Origin of the sequence: Roseomonas elaeocarpi (genome assembly GCF_042433915.1) — a bacterium.
GTDB lineage: Bacteria > Pseudomonadota > Alphaproteobacteria > Acetobacterales > Acetobacteraceae > Roseomonas > Roseomonas elaeocarpi.
On record NZ_JBHLUN010000001.1, the window covers coordinates 239,357 to 254,985 of the forward strand.

The following is a 15,629-nucleotide window of genomic DNA, read 5'->3' on the forward strand; positions in this document are numbered from 1 at the left end:
CTTCAGCCCAGCAGCCATCCGATCCCCGCCCCCCCTGCCAGCAGCCAGAGCGGGTGCAGCCGCCCCCAGAGCGACAGCGCCGCCACGACCAGCGCCACCGCGAGCAGGATCGGCGTGGTGGCCACGGGCTGGGTGATCAGCACGGCGCTGGCCGCCACCAGCCCCACCGTGACCGGCACGAGGCCGTCGCGGATCTGCCCGCGCAGCGGGGCGTCGCGGAAGCGGTTCCACAGGTGCAGCGCGACGCCCGTGATGACCGAGGAGGGGCCGAACTTCGCCAGCGTCACCACGATGACGCCCCAGACACCCGCGACGTGCCAGCCGATCGCGGTGACCACCATCATGTTCGGCCCCGGCGCCGCCTGCGCCAGGCCGTAGAGCGCGTTGAACTCCGTGGCGCTCATCCAGCCATGGACCTCGACCACCTGGCGCTGCATCTCGGGCAGGATGGAATTGCCGCCGCCGAAGGCCAGCACCGAAAGCTCGGCAAAGATCAGCGCCAGGCTGACGAGGGTGGCGATCACGCCCGCGCCCCCGTACCGCGGGTGCCTTGGCCGGGGGCGCCCGGGCCGGTGCCTGTGCCGTCGCGGCGGCGGGCATCCCGGCGCAGCACCAGCGTGCTGAGCGGCGCCATCACCAGCATCACCGGCAGCAGCGGCAGGCGCAGCACCGCGATCGCCACGAAGCACAGCGCCGCCAGCGCCGCCGCCAGCCAGCGCGTGCGCAGCGGCAGGGCCAGCTTCACCGCGAGGCCGATCAGCAGCCCGGCCGCCGCGGCCGCCAGCCCGGCGAAGACGTGGCGCACGTCCGGGTCGTCCTGGAAGCGCGCGTAAACGGCCGACAACAGGATCACGATGATCGAGGGCGCCGCCAGCAGCCCGGTGATCGCCGCCAGCGCGCCCCGCACCCCGTGGAAGCGCAGGCCCAGTGCCACAGACAGGTTGATGATGTTGCCGCCCGGCAGGAACTGGCACAGGCCCAGCAACTCGGTGAATTCCGGCGGGGACAGCCAGCGCCGGCGCTCCACGATCAGGCGCCGCGCCAGCGGCAGCACGCCGCCGAAGCCGGTCAGCCCCAGCGTAAGGAAGCCGGTGAAGAGTTGCCACGCCGTTGGTGCGATCGTCGGGGGCGTGACGGGCGGCGGCGTGGGATCGGAAGGGGACGGTGGCGGCATGGCTCCCGATTGCGCCCGCCGCCGCCGGAGGGCAATCGGGCGCCCCGTGTTCAAGGGTTGGAAATGCTGCCACCCGCCGGCGGCGCGGGCGTGAAGGACGCCGCACCGGCCGGCACGACCGCCTGATCCGCGGGCGCCGGGGCTCCGGGCGTCACCATGGCTCCAACAGGGTCGGATGTGGCGGGCGCCGCCGTTGTTCCGGCGGAACCGGAGATGGCGGGCGGAACGGGCGGCCCGGGGCTCCAGTACGGCTCCGGATGCGCCACGCAGCTGCGCACGATGGGTGCGCACCAGGCATTGGGCGCGCCCGGCTCATCGGTCTCACCCACGAAGCGGACCTTGGACACGCGCTCGCCATCCAGCCTGACCACCACGTGGCAGTAGCCGTTGCCGGTGATGGTGATGCCGCCCACCAGCGGCAGGGTCAGCGTGATGCCGCCGCTGCTGGTGGAGGCGGAGTTGTAGGTCAGAACCTTGGAACTCCCGAAGCTGGCGCTGCTGTTGGGGTTGCCGAGGCAGGTCTGCAGGTCGAGTTCCGACATTCCGATCAGGGCGGAAGGGGCGCGGGCGGCGGTGCGCGCATCCTCGAAGGCGCAGCCCGCCAGCGATGCGGCGATGGAGGCGAGTGCGAAAGACGTCGGGAGGAGCAGGGGACGACGTCGGGGCAACGGGGAAGCTTCCCTTCGGGGAGACAAAGCGCAGCCGGGGTTCATCCCCAGGGAAGCGGTGCTCCGCGCGCCCGTGTCAGGCTGGGCCGTGGCAGGTGCCCCTGCCAGGGCAGCGGGGCCAGCGATCACGGGATCTTGGCCTGGCCGCCCGCGAAAGTTTCGCAGCGTACGAAAGGTGCCCGGCCTCAGCGGCCCCCGGAGGGCGGGCTGCCGACCGGCACCGGGGCCGGCAGCCCCAGGCCCGCGCCCGTGTAGCTCGCGCCGTAGCCTCGCGGCGCACCGGCGGTGCCGGCACCATCGTAGCGGGCAGGGGAGGCAGGCAGGTAGGCGCTCTCCGTCAGGCCACCGGCGGTGGGCTCCGCGTCGGGAAACCGCATCGCCCCGGTGACGCCCGCCGGCGCCCCGCCACTGCCGGCGCCGAACAGGCCGGTGGGAGCCTCGGCGGTCACGAGGCCGCCCCCCTCGAAGGCCCGGTCGGACGGGTCAGCGCCGGAGACCATCCCGCCGCCGGCATAGGCCGCATCGGCACTACCGGAACGCGGCGCCGGGCGCGGTGCGTAGGTGCCGGCACCGGCCAGCACCGTGCCGCCAACCCCCGGCGCCTCGTCACCCAGGCTGGGCGAGATCGAGGCGACGTAGTTCTCGGTCTCGTCGGGCAGGATGGTGCTGCCGGCCAGGAACAGCGCCACCCGGTCCGGCCCGGCATTATAGGCGGCCAGGAAATACGGTGAGCCGAAGCGGTCGTACATCTCACGCAGGTAGGCGGTGCCGGCCAGGATGTTGTCGCGCGGCTCAAAGGGATCGGCACCCAGCCCGTAGCGGCGGCTCACCAGGTCGTAGGTCGTGGGCATCACCTGCATCAGCCCCATCGCCCCCACCGGCGAGGTGATCAGTGACCCATCCCCATTGTAAAGGCGCCCGCCGGATTCCTGACGCATCACGGCGCGGATCCAGCGCGCGGGGAAGCGGAAGCGGCTGGCGGCTTCCTCGATGTAAGGGCCCCAGGGATCGTCGGCCGGGCCCGGCGCCGGGTAGTTGCCGCTGGCCTGGGCGCGGTAGCTCCCGGCCTCCGCCCGCGTATAGGCGCTGGCGGCGGTGTTGTAGCCGTAGTCGCCGTTGCCGTCGTAGCCGCGCCGCCCGTCCCAGTGGACCATGCCGGGATAATAAGCGCCCGGTCCGCCGCAGCCGGCCAGGATCAGCAGCAGCGCCCCCGCGCTCCATCGCGTTCTCATCCTCGCAACCCCCTCAGCCCCCGGCCGATCTGTAGCGCGCCGCCCGGCCGCACCGCTACGTCGTTGTCCCGTGATCCCTGGGGCGGTTCCTGAGCAATCCCTGGGCGATCGCCGGAAGATCCCTCGTCGATCCGCCGGCACAGCCCTGGCCGCCCGGTCGCGGGGGATCGCAACGCGGCGCAACACCGCCGGAACGCTCCCCCGCAGCGCCCGCCCAGCCTCGCCCCGTCACGGCCCCGCGCCCGTCCCGTCGCCGCGGCGTGCCGGCCCCGGCCCGCAGCGGCGCGGCGCCACGCCCGTCCCCGCGCCGCGCGCGCCGCCCGCCCGCGGCATCGCCCCTTCTCCCAAGCGCCGCGCGGCCCCACACTGGGGCACCATGGCTTCCCCGCTTCCCCTCGCTCCCGACACGCCCGACCCGGAGTTCCGCGACCTCCTGGCGCAGCGCCCGCAGCTGACGGCCCATGCCCAGGACGGGCTGTGCCTCGAGGACGTGCCGCTCGCCCGCATCGCGGCCGAAGTCGGCACGCCCAGCTGGGCGTATTCCGCCAACACCCTGCGCCGCCGCTACCGGGCGCTGCGCGACGCGCTGGGCGATGCCGGCCTGCGCGCCACGGTGCACTTCGCCGCCAAGAGCAACAGCAACCTCGCCGTGCTGCGCGTGCTGGCGGGTGAGGGCGCCGGCGCCGACGTGGTGAGCGGCGGCGAGCTGCGCCTGACCGTGGCGGGCGGCATCGGCGCGGACCGGACGGTGTTCTCCGGCGTCGGCAAGACGGCGGCGGAGGTGCGCGAGGCGCTGGCCGCGAACATCTTCCAGATCAACGCCGAGAGCGCCGAGGAGGTGGAGATGCTGTCCGCGGTCGCGGCGGAGATGGGCCTGCGCGCCCCGGTGGCGATCCGCGTGAACCCCGACGTCGATGCCCGCACCCACGCCAAGATCACCACCGGCAAGGCCGAGAACAAGTTCGGCGTGGCGATCGCGGACGCGGCCGCCCTGTACGCCCGCATGGCCTCGCTGCCCGGCATCCGGCCGATCGGCATCGCGGTGCATATCGGCTCGCAGATCACCGAGGGCGTGTCGGCCTTCCGCGCCGCCTATGCCCGGGTGGCGGAACTCGTCACCGCCTTGCGCGGCCGCGGCCTGCCGGTGGAACGGGTGGATTGCGGCGGTGGCCTCGGCATCCCCTATCGCGACGAGGTGGCGCCGAAGCCCGAAGCCCTGGCCGGCGCCATCGCCGGCGCGCTGAAGCATCTCGACCTGCCGGTGATGATCGAGCCCGGGCGCTGGATCGCGGGGCCGGCCGGCGTGCTGATCTCGCGGGTGGTGCTGGTGAAGCACGGCGCCACGCGGCGCTTCGTGGTGCTGGATGCCGGCATGAACGACCTGCTACGCCCGGCGATGTACGATGCCTGGCACGGCATCCTGCCGGTCGGTGCCGAATTGTTTCATTCCGCCCGCCGCCCGGCCGACGTGGTAGGCCCGGTCTGCGAAACCGGCGACACCTTCACGCGCGGACGTGATTTGCCTGAGCTGCGGCCCGGAGATGTGGTGGCGATGCTCGACGCCGGGGCCTACGGTGCGGCGATGTCCTCCACCTACAACGCCCGGCCGCTGGCCGCCGAGGTTCTGGTGGACGGCAATCGCTGGGCCGTGGTGCGCGAGCGGCAGCCCTTCGAGGACCTGCTGGCGCGGCAGTCGGTGCCGGATTGGGTCGCCGGCTGAACCTCCGTGCGGGGCGCGGCCCGGGCGGGTTGCGGGAGGGGCTGATCCCACCTCCATCCTAGCCGGGCGCGGCGCCCGAAATTGGACGGGGCGCGGCCAGGGGTGAAGGACTGGGCGTGAAAGACCGGGCGTGAAAGACCGGGACGTGAAAAACCGGGGGACGCCGCCCTGGGTGAACGACCCGGTGGGGTGGCCAGTGGGGTGGCCGATGCGACGGCCGGTGGGCTGGCGGGCGGTGTGGACGGTGCGGCGAGGGACCTGACGGGCAGGAACCTGGAAAAGCGCGGGAGGCGGCATGGCGAAGGCTCCGGAGCAATGGTCCCGCAGGCTCGCGCGGCAACGCCGCGTGGCGCGCGCCGCCCTGGTCTGGGAAACGCTCTGGCCCCGCCTCTGGCCCGTGCTGGCGGTGATCGGGGTCTTTCTGCTCCTGGCGCTGGGCGGGCTGTTCCTCCTGCTGCCGGCCACGCTGCACTGGCTGCTGCTGATTGGCTTCGCGGCGGCGCTGGGCTTCGCGGCCTGGCGCGCCGCGCGGGGCTTCGCCCTGCCGGGCGCACCGGCGGCGGACCGCCGCATCGAGCGGGATTCCGGGCTGCGGCACCGGCCGCTGCTGGCGCTCGCCGATGCGCCGGCCACCGAGGACCCGGCGGCTCTGGCGCTGTGGCAGGTGCATCAGCGGCGCGAGGCCGAGCGGCTGGGCCGCCTGCGCGTGCGCGCACCCTCGCCCGGGCTGCCGGCGCGTGACCGGCGGGCGCTGCGCCTGGGGCTGACGGTCGCGCTGGCCGCCGCCGCCGTGGTGGCGGGTGGGGAAGGCGGGGAGCGGCTGCGTCGCGCCGTCACGCCGCCGCTCGGAACGCCGCGCGTCGTGCCGGCCCAGCGGGTCGAGGCCTGGGTCACGCCGCCGGGCTATACCGGCGCCGCGCCGATCTTCCTTGCCATGGCCGGCGGTGCCGCGGCGGGCACGAGTGCCGGCAGCGGCCAGGCGGGAGCACCCGCGAACAACATCACCGTGCCGGCCGGCTCGGCCCTGCGCGTCGCCCTGTCGGGCGGCGAGGGCGGCACGCCGGAACTGCTGCTCGACAGCGCCGCGCAAGGTTTCGCCGCGATCGACGGCGGCAGCTTCACCGCCGAGGCCACGCTGACACAGGGCGGCCGCCTCAGCGTCCGGCGCGACGGGCAGGAGGTCGCGGCCTGGTCGATCACGGTGCAGAACGACGCCGCGCCCACGATCGCCTTTACCGAGCCGCCGGGGCCCGCCGGCAACCGGGGTCCTGCCGGCGGCCTGGCGCTGCGGCTGCCCTGGCAGGCCACGGATGACTGGGGCATCGCCTCGGCCCGCGCGGAGTTCCGCCTCGACGCCCGCCCCGCCGCCGAGGCGCTGGTGGTGCCGCTGCCCCTGCCGGGCGGCAACGGCCGCGCCGTCAAGGCGGTGGCGCAGCCGGACCTGACGGCGCATCCCTGGGCGGGGCTGCCGGTGCAGGTGCAACTCGTGGCGCGCGACGGCGCGGAGCAGGAGGGCCGTTCCGCCACGGTGTCGCTCATCCTGCCCGAACGCCACTTCAACCATCCCGTGGCGCAGCTGCTGGTGCAGTTCCGCAAGATGCTGGCGATGATGCCCGAGAACCGCGACCCGGTGATCGGCGGCCTCGACGGGGTGATGAGCAACCCCGACAGCTTCAACAACGACACCGCGATCTTCCTGTCGCTCTCGGCCGCGCGCGGGCAACTGCGCCACGACAACCGCGCCGAGGCGATCGCGGAGGTGCAGTCGCTGCTCTGGCAGCTGGCGCTGGTGCTGGAGGAAGGGCGCACCGACCGCACCGCGCGGGCGCTGGCCGAGGCGCGTCAGGCGCTGGAGCGCGCGCTGAACGACCGCGACCCCAACCGCAGCGAGGCCGAGCGCCGCGCCGAGCTCGAGCGCCGGGTGGAGGCGCTGCGCGAAGCGATCCAGCGGCACCTCCAGGCCCTGGCCGAGAAGCTGCAACAGCAGAACGGGGAACAGTCGCCGCAGCAGGCCGACCGCACGCCCGACGAGCGCCGGCTGGACGAGGGCACCGACCGGATGCGCGACGCCGCCCGCGAAGGCCGCGAGGAGGACGCCAAGCGCGAGCTGGCCGAGATGGAGGACATGCTCAAGGCGCTGGAAGAAGGCCGCGTCACCACCGCCGGCAACGAGCAGCGCCGGCAGCAGCGCCAGCAGGGGCAGTCGCAGCGCAGCGCGGTGCAGGACATGGTGCAGCGGCAGTCGCAGCTGCTCGACCAGTCGCACCAGCGGGCCGACGGCGCGGAAGAGCGCAACGCCCTGCAGCGGCAGCTCGACCGCCTGCCCTTCGGCGGCATCCCGCGCGACGGGTTCCGCCAGCGGCCCGGCAGCGAGGGCGAGCGGCAGCGCGGCGCGGAGAACGGCGCCCCGCAGGCAGGCGCGCCGCAGCAGCCGCCCGGGTCGGACGTGCAGCGCGACGCCCGCACCCAGCGCGCCCTGCGCCGCGCCCTGGGCGAGCTGGCGCAGCAGTTCGGCGAACTCACCGGCGAGGTGCCCGAGGCGCTGAGCCGCGCCGACCAGGCGATGCGCGAGGGCGCCGAAGCCCTGGCCCAGGGCCGCGATGCCCAGGATGCGCAGGCGCGCGCGGTGCAGGCGCTGGCGCAGGGCGGGCAGCAGATGGCGCAGGCCATGCGCCAGCGCTTCGGCCCGCCGCAGCCGGGCGATGGCGAAGGTGAGGGCGAAGGGGAAGGCCAGGGCCTCGCCCAGGGCCAGCCCGGCGGCGAGAACGGCGAGGGCGACAACCGGGGCGGCGACCAGGCCACGGCGCAGGGCCAGGGGCGCGACCCGCTCGGCCGCCCGGTGCGCCCCGGCACTGGCACCGCGCAGGACGGCGGCGACACCCGCGTGCCGGACGAGGCCGAGGTGCTGCGCACCCGCCGCCTGCAGGACGAGCTCCGTCGCCGGGTCGGCGAGCGTGAGCGGCCGCAGGAGGAACTGGACTACTACGACCGGCTGCTGCGTCGGTTCTGAGCAGGCCTTCGCTGGGTGGATGTCCTGCCCCGGGGAGGGGGAAGAAAGAATTCTTCCCCTCCCCGGACCCCACCCCATCATCTTTTTTCCGGACGCTGCCGCGGGAGCGTGGCCGGGGTCGTGCGCTCCGGCCCCTTGAGCCGGAGCGAGGGGCGCATTGGCTCGTGCTGACTGGAAGTCTTAAATCTCGCAACACCTGCGATGCAGCGGCTAAAGCAGGCTTGCCTTCACTTTAACGAGGAAGTCGTGCTTGAGCGCGTTGTATCTGGCGCGGCCTTCTGGTGCCGCCACCGCCGCTCGCTCTTTCTCTGCCACATACGCGGCCCGTAGCCGCTCATCGATGCGAAGGGCGTTCCGGAGTGCAAGGTTAGAGCGCCATTCCTCGCCTGAGAATTCGACGACATGGGCGAGGTGAGTGCGCTCCGTAGCGTCTCTGCCACGACCAAAGATATGATGCCCCGGAACGCCGGCGTGCGCGGCATAGTCATATCCGAGTTTTTCTAGTGGAGCTTTGCATTTCTCCCAATCCTCGAACGGGGCAACACCGATAAGGATGTCTATAATGGGTTTTGCGCGCATTCCTGCCACAGATGTGGAACCGTAATGCTCAATGCCTTTCGCAAGTCCGCCAAGCGCATCGGCGATCCGTTTGCGCTCTCTGGCAAACTCCGTCGGCCATGCGGGGTCGTAGTCCACAAGACAATTGATGTTGTGTTTTAGCCCGAGCATGAAAGCCAATATACCACACCGGGCATGGCCATAAATCTTGGTTTTTGCAGCACCCGCGCCCACCGTACCGCGACCGGCCTCCACCATCCCGCGGCAGCGTCCCGAAAAGAGATGAGTGGGGGCACGGGGTAGAGAATTCCTCCTCTCCCCGCAGCGCGGCCCGGACAGGCGCGCCAACTCCAGATCCCCCTGGCATCCCACCCCGCTTTGCCCGAGGCTCAGCCGCAAACAAGGAAGGGGGACGCGCCATGACAGACGATTCCGGCAGGAAGGGCCTGCGCAAGGGCCTCACCAGCTACGGCGATGACGGCTTCTCGCTGTTCCTGCGCAAGGCCTTCATCAAGGCCGCGGGCTATTCCGACGACGCGTTGGACCGGCCGATCATCGGCATCACCGACACCGCCAGCGACTTCAACCCGTGTCACGGCAACGCGCCCCAGCTGATCGAGGCGATCCGGCGCGGCGTGATGCTGGCGGGCGGGCTGCCGATGAACTTTCCGACCATCTCGGTGCACGAGAGCTTCGCGCACCCGACCTCGATGTTCCTGCGCAACCTGATGGCGATGGACACCGAGGAGATGGTGCGCGCCCAGCCGATGGATGCCGTCGTCCTGGTGGGCGGCTGCGACAAGACGCTGCCGGCGCAGATCATGGGCGCGGCCTCGGCCGGCATCCCGGCGATCGTGGTGCCGGTGGGGCCGATGGTGGTGGGCCATCACCGGGGCGAGGTCCTGGGCGCCTGCACCGACTGCCGCCGGCTGTGGGGGCAACATCGCGCCGGCCGCATCGACGCGGCCGAGATCGAGGTCATCTCCGGCCGCCTCGCGCCCTCCGTCGGCACCTGCATGGTGATGGGCACAGCCTCCACCATGGCCTGCATGATCGAGGCGTTGGGCCTGTCGATCCCCTACGCCGCCGCGATCCCCGCCCCGCATGCCGAACGGCTGCGCTGTGGCGAGGCCTCGGGCCGCGCGGCGGTGGAGATGGTGGCGCGCGGCGGCCCCGCGCCGGCGGCGCTGCTGACGCCCGCCAGCTTCCGCAACGCCATGGTGGTGCTGCAGGCGATCGGCGGTTCCACCAACGGGCTGATCCACCTGGCCGCCATCGCCGGTCGCGTCGGCCACCGCATCGACCTGGAGGAGTTCGACCGCATCGGGCGCGAGGTCCCCGTGCTGATCGACCTCAAGCCCTCGGGCGACCACTACATGGAACACTTCCACCACGCCGGCGCCATGCCGCGCCTGCTGCGGGAGTTGTCGCCCTTCCTCGACCTCGACGCGCCGACCGTGACCGGCGGCACGCTGCGCGACTACGCCGACATGGCCGAGGACGTGCCGGGCCAGACCGTGATCCGCCCCCGCAGCGCACCGCTGAAGGAGACCGGCGGCATGGCGGTGCTGCGCGGCAACCTCGCGCCCGGCGGCGCCGTCATCAAGCACGCCGCCGCCACGCCGGCGCTGCTGCAGCACACCGGCCGCGCCGTGGTCTTCGAGAACGTCGAGGACATGACGGCGCGCCTCGACGACCCCGCGCTGGAGGTCGCGGCGGACGACGTGCTGGTGCTGCGCAACGCCGGGCCGAAGGGCGCGCCCGGCATGCCCGAGGCCGGCTACCTGCCGATCCCGAAGAAGCTCGCGGCGGCAGGGGTGAAGGACATGGTCCGCATCTCCGACGCGCGGATGAGCGGCACCGCCTTCGGCACCATCGTGCTGCACATCACGCCCGAAGCGGCTGCGGGCGGCCCCCTGGCGCTGGTGCAGACCGGCGACCAGATCCGCCTCGACGTCGCGGCGCGCGAGATCACGCTGCTGGTGCCGGACGAGGAACTGCGCACCCGCGCCGCGCAGACCGGCGGCGCCGCACCGCGGCCGAAGCGCGGCTACGCCCGGCTGTTCCACGACACGGTGACCCAGGCTGACCGGGGCTGCGACTTCGATTTCCTTGCTGCCGAGCCGGAGGATTGAAGGGGCGCTCTGTCCCGGGGGAGAGAAGGAATTCTCTCCCCCGGACCCCCACTCATCTTTCTTTGAGACGCTGCCGCGGGAACGTTGAAAGCCTGTCGCGGTACGATGGTCGCCGGCGCTACTCAAAAAATCAGAATTTGCTGTCAGTCCTGGCTGAACCGTCCCTCGCTCCGGCTCGATGAGCCGGAGCGCACGGCGCCCAACACGCTCCCGCGGCAGCGTCCTGAAAAAAGATGAGGGCGGAGGGGTCCGGGGAGGGGGAGAACACTTTCTCCCCCTCCCTGGCCACGGCGCACCCTCAGGCTCGAACGCGAGCGCCGCCTCAGCGCGACCAACCCGGGTACTGGTTCACGTTGTCCCGCGTCACCAGTGTCGAGGGCAGCAGCACCATCGGGTTTTCCGGCTTGTTGCCGTTCAAGATGCCATTGCCGACCTCCAGCGCCTGCTTGCCCATGGCGTAGGGGTCCTGGCTGGCGGAGGCGCGGATCTGGGTATTGCCCTTCAGCGCCGCCACGATGTCGGGCGCCCCGTCCACCGAGGTGATCACGATGTTGCTGCGGTTGAGCTGCCGTGCCGCGAGGTCGGAGCCGATCGCCTGCGGATCGTTGATCGTGAAGACGCCCTGCAGCGACGGGAAGCGCGTGAGGAAGCCCTGCATCACGTTCAGCCCGCCGTCGCGCGAACCCTTGCCGTCCTGGTCCGAGGACAGGAGCTTGATGTCCGGGAACTGCGACAGCACCTGCTTGCAGCCGTTGACGCGGTCGATCACGGCCGAAACCTGCGGCCCGTTCTGGATCACCACGTTGCCCTTGCCGCCGATCTGCTCGGCCATGTAGCGGCAGGAGATCTCGCCGGCCTGGACGTTGTTGGTCTGCACCGTGGCATCGGCGCCGTTGGCCGCCACGTCCACGCCGACCACGGTGATGCCGGCGGCCTGCGCGCGCTTGATCGCGGGCGTGATGGCGCGTGGGTCCACCGCGTTCACCAGGATCAGGTCGACGCCCGAGGCGATGAAGTTGTCGATCTGCGTGAACTGCTTGTTCAGGTCATAATCCGCCGAGGCAATGGTGAGGCGCGCCTGCGGGTTGATCGCCCGGGCCGCGTCGGTGGCGCCCTTGCCGATCGCCACGAAGAACGGGTTGCCGAGCGAGCCGACGGTCACGCCGATCGAGCGAAGCTCCCGCGCTGAAGCATCGTGAAGGCCGGCGAAGCCTGACGCGAGCACCGCGCCCGCCAGCAGGATGGTTTTGAGCATTGTTTCCTCCAGAAGGCCCAGCATTCCGACGCCGGCCCGGGGCTGTTCGGGCCGGCAAAGGCGCCTCCGGGCCGCGGGTGACCCGGAGGCGCGTTGCAGCCAAGGTTCAGGTGCGCGCGCTGCCCTGCAGGCGGACGCGGTCGAGCGCCACGGCGCCGATGATCACCAGCCCCTTGATGATGAACTGCCAGATGTCCGACACCCCCACGAGGGTGAGGCCGTTGCTCAGCACCGCGATGATCAGCGCGCCGATCAGCGTGCCCCAGATCGTGCCGATGCCGCCCACGAAGCTGGTGCCGCCCAGGATCACCGCCGCGATCGCGTCGAGCTCGTAGGACTGTCCCAGCTGCAAGCCGTTGGCCGCAAACAGCCGCGCCGCCGACATCACGCCACCCAATCCCGCGAGCAGGCCGGAGGTGGCGTAAACGAACAACAGGATCATCCAGACCTTGATGCCCGACAGCCGCGCCGCCGCGGGGTTGCCGCCCACCGCGTAGATCCACACGCCCAGCACTGTGCGCCGCAGCACGTACCAGGACAGGAGGATCACCAGCAGCGCGATGACCGCCAGCACCGGGATGCCGAAGCCGACGCCGAGCGGGATCGTGGCGTTGCCGATAAAGGCGAAAGGCAGGTCCGGGTTGAACACCGTGGTGTCCTCACCCATCAGGCGCGCCAGCCCGCGCACCGCAGTGAGCGAGCCCAGCGTGACGATAAAGGGCGGCAGCTTCGCGAAGGCGACCAGCGCACCGTTGATCAGACCGAAACCCAGGCCCGTGAGCAGCGCCGCCGGCACGCCGAGCCAGCCCCAGTCCGGGATCAGCGAGGCGATCAGCGCCGCCATGGCCGAGGCTGCCAGGATCGAGCCCACCGACAGGTCGATACCGCCGGTCAGGATCACGAAGGTCATGCCCGCGCCCAGCACCGTGTTGATGGCGGCCTGTTGCAGCACGATGGGAATGTTCTGCGCGGTCAGGAAGCCCTGTTCCGCCAGCTGGTGAAAGCCCAGCGCCAGCAGGATCAGCACCGGCAGCATGCCCAGCGCCTGGATCATGCTGCGAACACGCACCTGCCGTTCCGAGAGCCCGGCACCCCCGGTGGGTGCGGTGGCCTGCGGGATCTTCGCCTCGCTCATGGTTCTGTTCCTCCCCGCCGTCGCCGACCGTCAGGCTGCGACGCCCGCGCCGTAGCGCATGATGTTCTCCTGGGTGATGGCATCGCCGCCCGGGCCGCCGACCTCGCCCACCAGCCGCCCTTCGCGCATCACCAGCACGCGGTCGCAGGTGCCGATGATCTCCGGCAGCTCGGAGGAGATCACCACCACGCCGATCCCGCGCTTCGCGAGGTCGTCGATGAGGCGGTAGATCTCGGACTTCGCGCCGATGTCGACGCCGCGCGTCGGCTCATCCAGGATCAGCACGCGCGGCCCGATCTCCAGCCAGCGCGACAGCAGCACCTTCTGCTGGTTGCCGCCCGACAGGCTGCCCACCATCACCTGCGGGCTGGCCGCGCGCACGCGCAGCGCCTCGAAGGCCGCCACCGCCCGCCTGCGCGCGGCGGTGAGGTCGAGGATGCCGCGCGGCCGCGCGTCGCGGCAGATCACGCCGAGGTTGATGTTGGTGCCGCAGCTGAGATCGAGGAACAGGCCCAGCCCCTTGCGATCCTCGGTCAGGTAGGCGATGCCCGCGAGCAGCGCGTCCTCGGGCCCCTCGATCGCGACGGGCCTGCCGTCGACCAGCACCTCGCCGCCGCGCTTCGGGTCGGCACCGTAGATCAGCCGCGCCAGCTCCGTCCGGCCCGAGCCCACCAGCCCCGCGATGCCCAGCACCTCGCCCGCGTGCAGCGTGAAGGAGCAGGGGTGCACGCGCCGGCCGCCATCGGTGATGCCCCGCACCTCCAGCACCGCGGGGCCGCGGCTGCCGTGCGGGTCGTGCGTCTTGGTGTAGAAGGAGGACAGGTCGCGCCCCACCATCATCTTCACCAGCGTTTCGGCGGAAAGCTCCTCGCGTTCCAGCGTGCCGACGTAGCCGCCGTCGCGCAGCACCGTGACGCGGTCGGCCAGCTCGTAGATCTCGGCCATGCGGTGGCTGATGTAGAGGATCGCGATGCCGTCGGCGCGCAGCTGCCGCACCAGCGCGAAGAGCCGCTCGGTTTCGCGCGACGACAGCGCCGTGGTCGGCTCATCGAGCACCAGGATGCGCGAACGCCCGTGCAGGGCGCGCGCGATCTCCACCAGCTGCTGCTCCGCGATCGAGAGCGTGCCGACCTTGGTGTCCGGCGTGAAGGGCGCGCCCAGGCGTTCCAGCACCGGGCGGCTGCCGGCGACCATGGCGCGACGGTCGATCATGCCGCGGCGCGACGGCTCGGTGCCGAGATAGATATTTTCCGCCACCGTCAGGTTCGGGGCGAGCGCCAGCTCCTGATAGATGATGGCGATGCCGTGCCGCTTGGCGACGATGGGATCGGTGATCTCCACCGCCTCGCCGTCGATCAGGATCTCGGCGCCCGGATCGGCCCGGTAGGCACCCGAAAGGATCTTCATCAGCGTCGACTTGCCGGCGCCGTTCTCGCCCATCAGCGCCAGGACCTCGCCGCCCCAGGCCTGAAGGCGGACGCCGTTCAGCGCCTTCACGCCGGGAAAGGTCTTGGAAACGTTGCGCATCTCAAGCCTGGGACGCGTGTCGCCACGCATCGACATGCCGTCCGCCATGATGCCCTCCCAGTTTTTTCGTCTTTCTGGCAGGATAACATCACGGCGGCGGTGGCCGCGGCAATCAAACAGAACGACCCGTCAACGCGCCGGGCCGCCGGCTCGGGAAGGGCGGCGTCAGCCCACCAGCTTGCCCGCCCGCGGGTCGCGCTTTGCCAGCCGCGCCAGCAGGTATTCGACCTCCGAGCGCGCCGTGGCGCTCATCGCGGCGGCCGGCTTGCGCTGCGTGTCGCTGGCGATGATGCCGCGGCGCATCATCACGTATTTCCGTACCGCCAGTCCCACGCCCGGCTGCTGCTCGTAGCGCAACAGCGGCAAGTGTACGTCGAACAGGTCGTGCGCCGCGTCGCGCTCGCCCGCCAGGGCATGGCGCACCACGTCCACCAGCATGTCGGGAAAGGCGTAGCCGGTCATGGCGCCGTCGGCGCCGCGCTCCGTCTCGAAGTCGAGGAACAGACCGCCATTGCCGCACAGGATCGAGACGTGGCGCAGCGAACCCTCGGCTTCCCAGCGGCGCAGCGCGGAGATCTTTTCCAGTCCCGGCCAGTCCTCGTGCTTGAGCATCACGCAGCTCGGGTTCTCGGTGATGATGCGCCGCACCACGCCCGGGCTCATCACCACGGTGAAGTTCAGCGGGTAGTCCTGGATCACGAAGGGAATGTCCTCGCCGATCGCCTCCGCCGCCTGGCGGTAGTATCCGGCGATCTGGTCGTCGGTGCGCAGCGTGTTGGGCGGCGCGATCATCACCGCCGCGGCGCCCGCCTCCATCGAGGCCTGGGCCAGCGAGCGCATCGCGGCGAAGCCCGGCGCCGACACCCCCACGATCACCGGCAGCGACCCCGCGCGCCGGATGAAGCGGCGCGCGATTTCCAGCGCTTCCGCACCGTCGAGCTTGGGTGCCTCGCCCAGCACGCCCAGCACCGTCATGCCGTTGCCGCCGCACTCGCCGTAGAAGTCGGTCATGCGGTCGATGGAATCATAATCCACGCGGCCATCGGGGTGGAACGGCGTGGGTGCGATCGGGAAAACGCCCTTGGCATCGTTGAGGGGGGCAGGATCGAGCGGCATATCGGTGTTTCCTCCTGTTGTGTCGGTGCTGCTTCGTGCGTCAGTCACCAGTGTGGCCCGCCGCGGCGGAAGCGTCGCCTGATGGTCAGGCGCGACGAT

At 71.6% G+C, this 15,629-nt stretch carries 12 protein-coding genes; 3 read left to right on the forward strand and 9 right to left on the reverse strand.

Going from position 1 to position 15,629, the window contains the following annotated elements; genetic code table 11:
* Window positions 1-2 precede the first annotated feature (2 nt).
* From ACFFGY_RS00875 to ACFFGY_RS00890, 4 genes are all read right to left on the reverse strand, one after another.
* The gene (locus ACFFGY_RS00875; RefSeq protein ID WP_377042462.1) at window positions 3-524 is read right to left on the reverse strand and encodes a chromate transporter; all 522 of its coding nucleotides are present in this window, start codon (window positions 522-524) and stop codon (window positions 3-5) included.
* The gene (locus ACFFGY_RS00880; protein WP_377042463.1) at window positions 521-1,174 is read right to left on the reverse strand and encodes a chromate transporter; all 654 of its coding nucleotides are present in this window, start codon (window positions 1,172-1,174) and stop codon (window positions 521-523) included. Before ACFFGY_RS00880 ends, ACFFGY_RS00875 begins: the two co-directional genes overlap by 4 nt.
* Window positions 1,175-1,224: 50 nt before the next feature.
* Complete coding sequence (locus tag ACFFGY_RS00885) at window positions 1,225-1,842, reverse strand: hypothetical protein (RefSeq protein ID WP_377042464.1); 618 nt, start codon at window positions 1,840-1,842, stop codon at window positions 1,225-1,227.
* Window positions 1,843-2,027: 185 nt separating this feature from the next.
* Window positions 2,028-3,074, reverse strand: coding sequence for a lytic transglycosylase domain-containing protein (locus ACFFGY_RS00890; RefSeq protein ID WP_377042465.1), 1,047 nt, complete (start codon window positions 3,072-3,074; stop codon window positions 2,028-2,030).
* A gap of 376 nt (window positions 3,075-3,450) precedes the next feature.
* Here ACFFGY_RS00890 and lysA point away from each other — a divergent pair, with 376 nt between their 5' ends.
* Both lysA and ACFFGY_RS00900 read left to right on the forward strand, forming a co-directional pair.
* Window positions 3,451-4,794: a diaminopimelate decarboxylase gene (gene lysA / locus ACFFGY_RS00895; RefSeq protein ID WP_377042466.1), complete on the forward strand. Its 1,344-nt coding sequence runs from the start codon at window positions 3,451-3,453 to the stop codon at window positions 4,792-4,794.
* 295 nt (window positions 4,795-5,089) lie between these two features.
* Window positions 5,090-7,804, forward strand: coding sequence for a TIGR02302 family protein (locus ACFFGY_RS00900; protein ID WP_377042467.1), 2,715 nt, complete (start codon window positions 5,090-5,092; stop codon window positions 7,802-7,804).
* 210 nt (window positions 7,805-8,014) lie between these two features.
* Here the strand turns inward: ACFFGY_RS00900 and ACFFGY_RS00905 are convergent, their stop codons facing one another.
* The gene (locus ACFFGY_RS00905) at window positions 8,015-8,620 is read right to left on the reverse strand and encodes a GrpB family protein (protein ID WP_377042468.1); all 606 of its coding nucleotides are present in this window, start codon (window positions 8,618-8,620) and stop codon (window positions 8,015-8,017) included.
* A gap of 161 nt (window positions 8,621-8,781) precedes the next feature.
* Between ACFFGY_RS00905 and ACFFGY_RS00910 the strand changes: the two genes are divergently transcribed.
* Window positions 8,782-10,497, forward strand: coding sequence for an IlvD/Edd family dehydratase (locus ACFFGY_RS00910; RefSeq protein WP_377042469.1), 1,716 nt, complete (start codon window positions 8,782-8,784; stop codon window positions 10,495-10,497).
* 322 nt (window positions 10,498-10,819) lie between these two features.
* On the opposite strand, the gene ACFFGY_RS00915 is transcribed toward ACFFGY_RS00910, so the two are convergent.
* The 4 genes from ACFFGY_RS00915 to ACFFGY_RS00930 form a co-directional block, all read right to left on the reverse strand.
* On the reverse strand, window positions 10,820-11,752 hold the full coding sequence (locus tag ACFFGY_RS00915) for an ABC transporter substrate-binding protein (protein ID WP_377042470.1): 933 nt from the start codon (window positions 11,750-11,752) through the stop codon (window positions 10,820-10,822).
* 106 nt (window positions 11,753-11,858) lie between these two features.
* A complete protein-coding gene (locus tag ACFFGY_RS00920) occupies window positions 11,859-12,887 on the reverse strand; it encodes an ABC transporter permease subunit (protein ID WP_377042472.1) in 1,029 nt (342 codons plus the stop codon).
* Between the two features lie 30 nt (window positions 12,888-12,917).
* Window positions 12,918-14,462 (reverse strand): sugar ABC transporter ATP-binding protein, encoded by a 1,545-nt coding sequence (locus ACFFGY_RS00925; protein ID WP_377042473.1) that lies wholly within the window; start codon window positions 14,460-14,462, stop codon window positions 12,918-12,920.
* Between the two features lie 117 nt (window positions 14,463-14,579).
* The gene (locus tag ACFFGY_RS00930) at window positions 14,580-15,530 is read right to left on the reverse strand and encodes a dihydrodipicolinate synthase family protein (protein ID WP_377042474.1); all 951 of its coding nucleotides are present in this window, start codon (window positions 15,528-15,530) and stop codon (window positions 14,580-14,582) included.
* Window positions 15,531-15,629: the final 99 nt, after the last annotated feature.

Excerpts from the sequence above, each read along its gene's own strand:
- ACFFGY_RS00880 (WP_377042463.1), bottom strand. The coding sequence starts at position 1,174 with ATGCCGCCACCGTCCCCTTCCGATCCCACGCCGCCGCCCGTCACGCCC.
- ACFFGY_RS00890 (WP_377042465.1), bottom strand. The coding sequence starts at position 3,074 with ATGAGAACGCGATGGAGCGCGGGGGCGCTGCTGCTGATCCTGGCCGGC.
- lysA (WP_377042466.1), top strand. The coding sequence starts at position 3,451 with ATGGCTTCCCCGCTTCCCCTCGCTCCCGACACGCCCGACCCGGAGTTC.
- ACFFGY_RS00900 (WP_377042467.1), top strand. The coding sequence starts at position 5,090 with ATGGCGAAGGCTCCGGAGCAATGGTCCCGCAGGCTCGCGCGGCAACGC.
- ACFFGY_RS00905 (WP_377042468.1), bottom strand. The coding sequence starts at position 8,620 with ATGGTGGAGGCCGGTCGCGGTACGGTGGGCGCGGGTGCTGCAAAAACC.
- ACFFGY_RS00910 (WP_377042469.1), top strand. The coding sequence starts at position 8,782 with ATGACAGACGATTCCGGCAGGAAGGGCCTGCGCAAGGGCCTCACCAGC.
- ACFFGY_RS00915 (WP_377042470.1), bottom strand. The coding sequence starts at position 11,752 with ATGCTCAAAACCATCCTGCTGGCGGGCGCGGTGCTCGCGTCAGGCTTC.
- ACFFGY_RS00920 (WP_377042472.1), bottom strand. The coding sequence starts at position 12,887 with ATGAGCGAGGCGAAGATCCCGCAGGCCACCGCACCCACCGGGGGTGCC.
- ACFFGY_RS00925 (WP_377042473.1), bottom strand. The coding sequence starts at position 14,462 with ATGGCGGACGGCATGTCGATGCGTGGCGACACGCGTCCCAGGCTTGAG.
- ACFFGY_RS00930 (WP_377042474.1), bottom strand. The coding sequence starts at position 15,530 with ATGCCGCTCGATCCTGCCCCCCTCAACGATGCCAAGGGCGTTTTCCCG.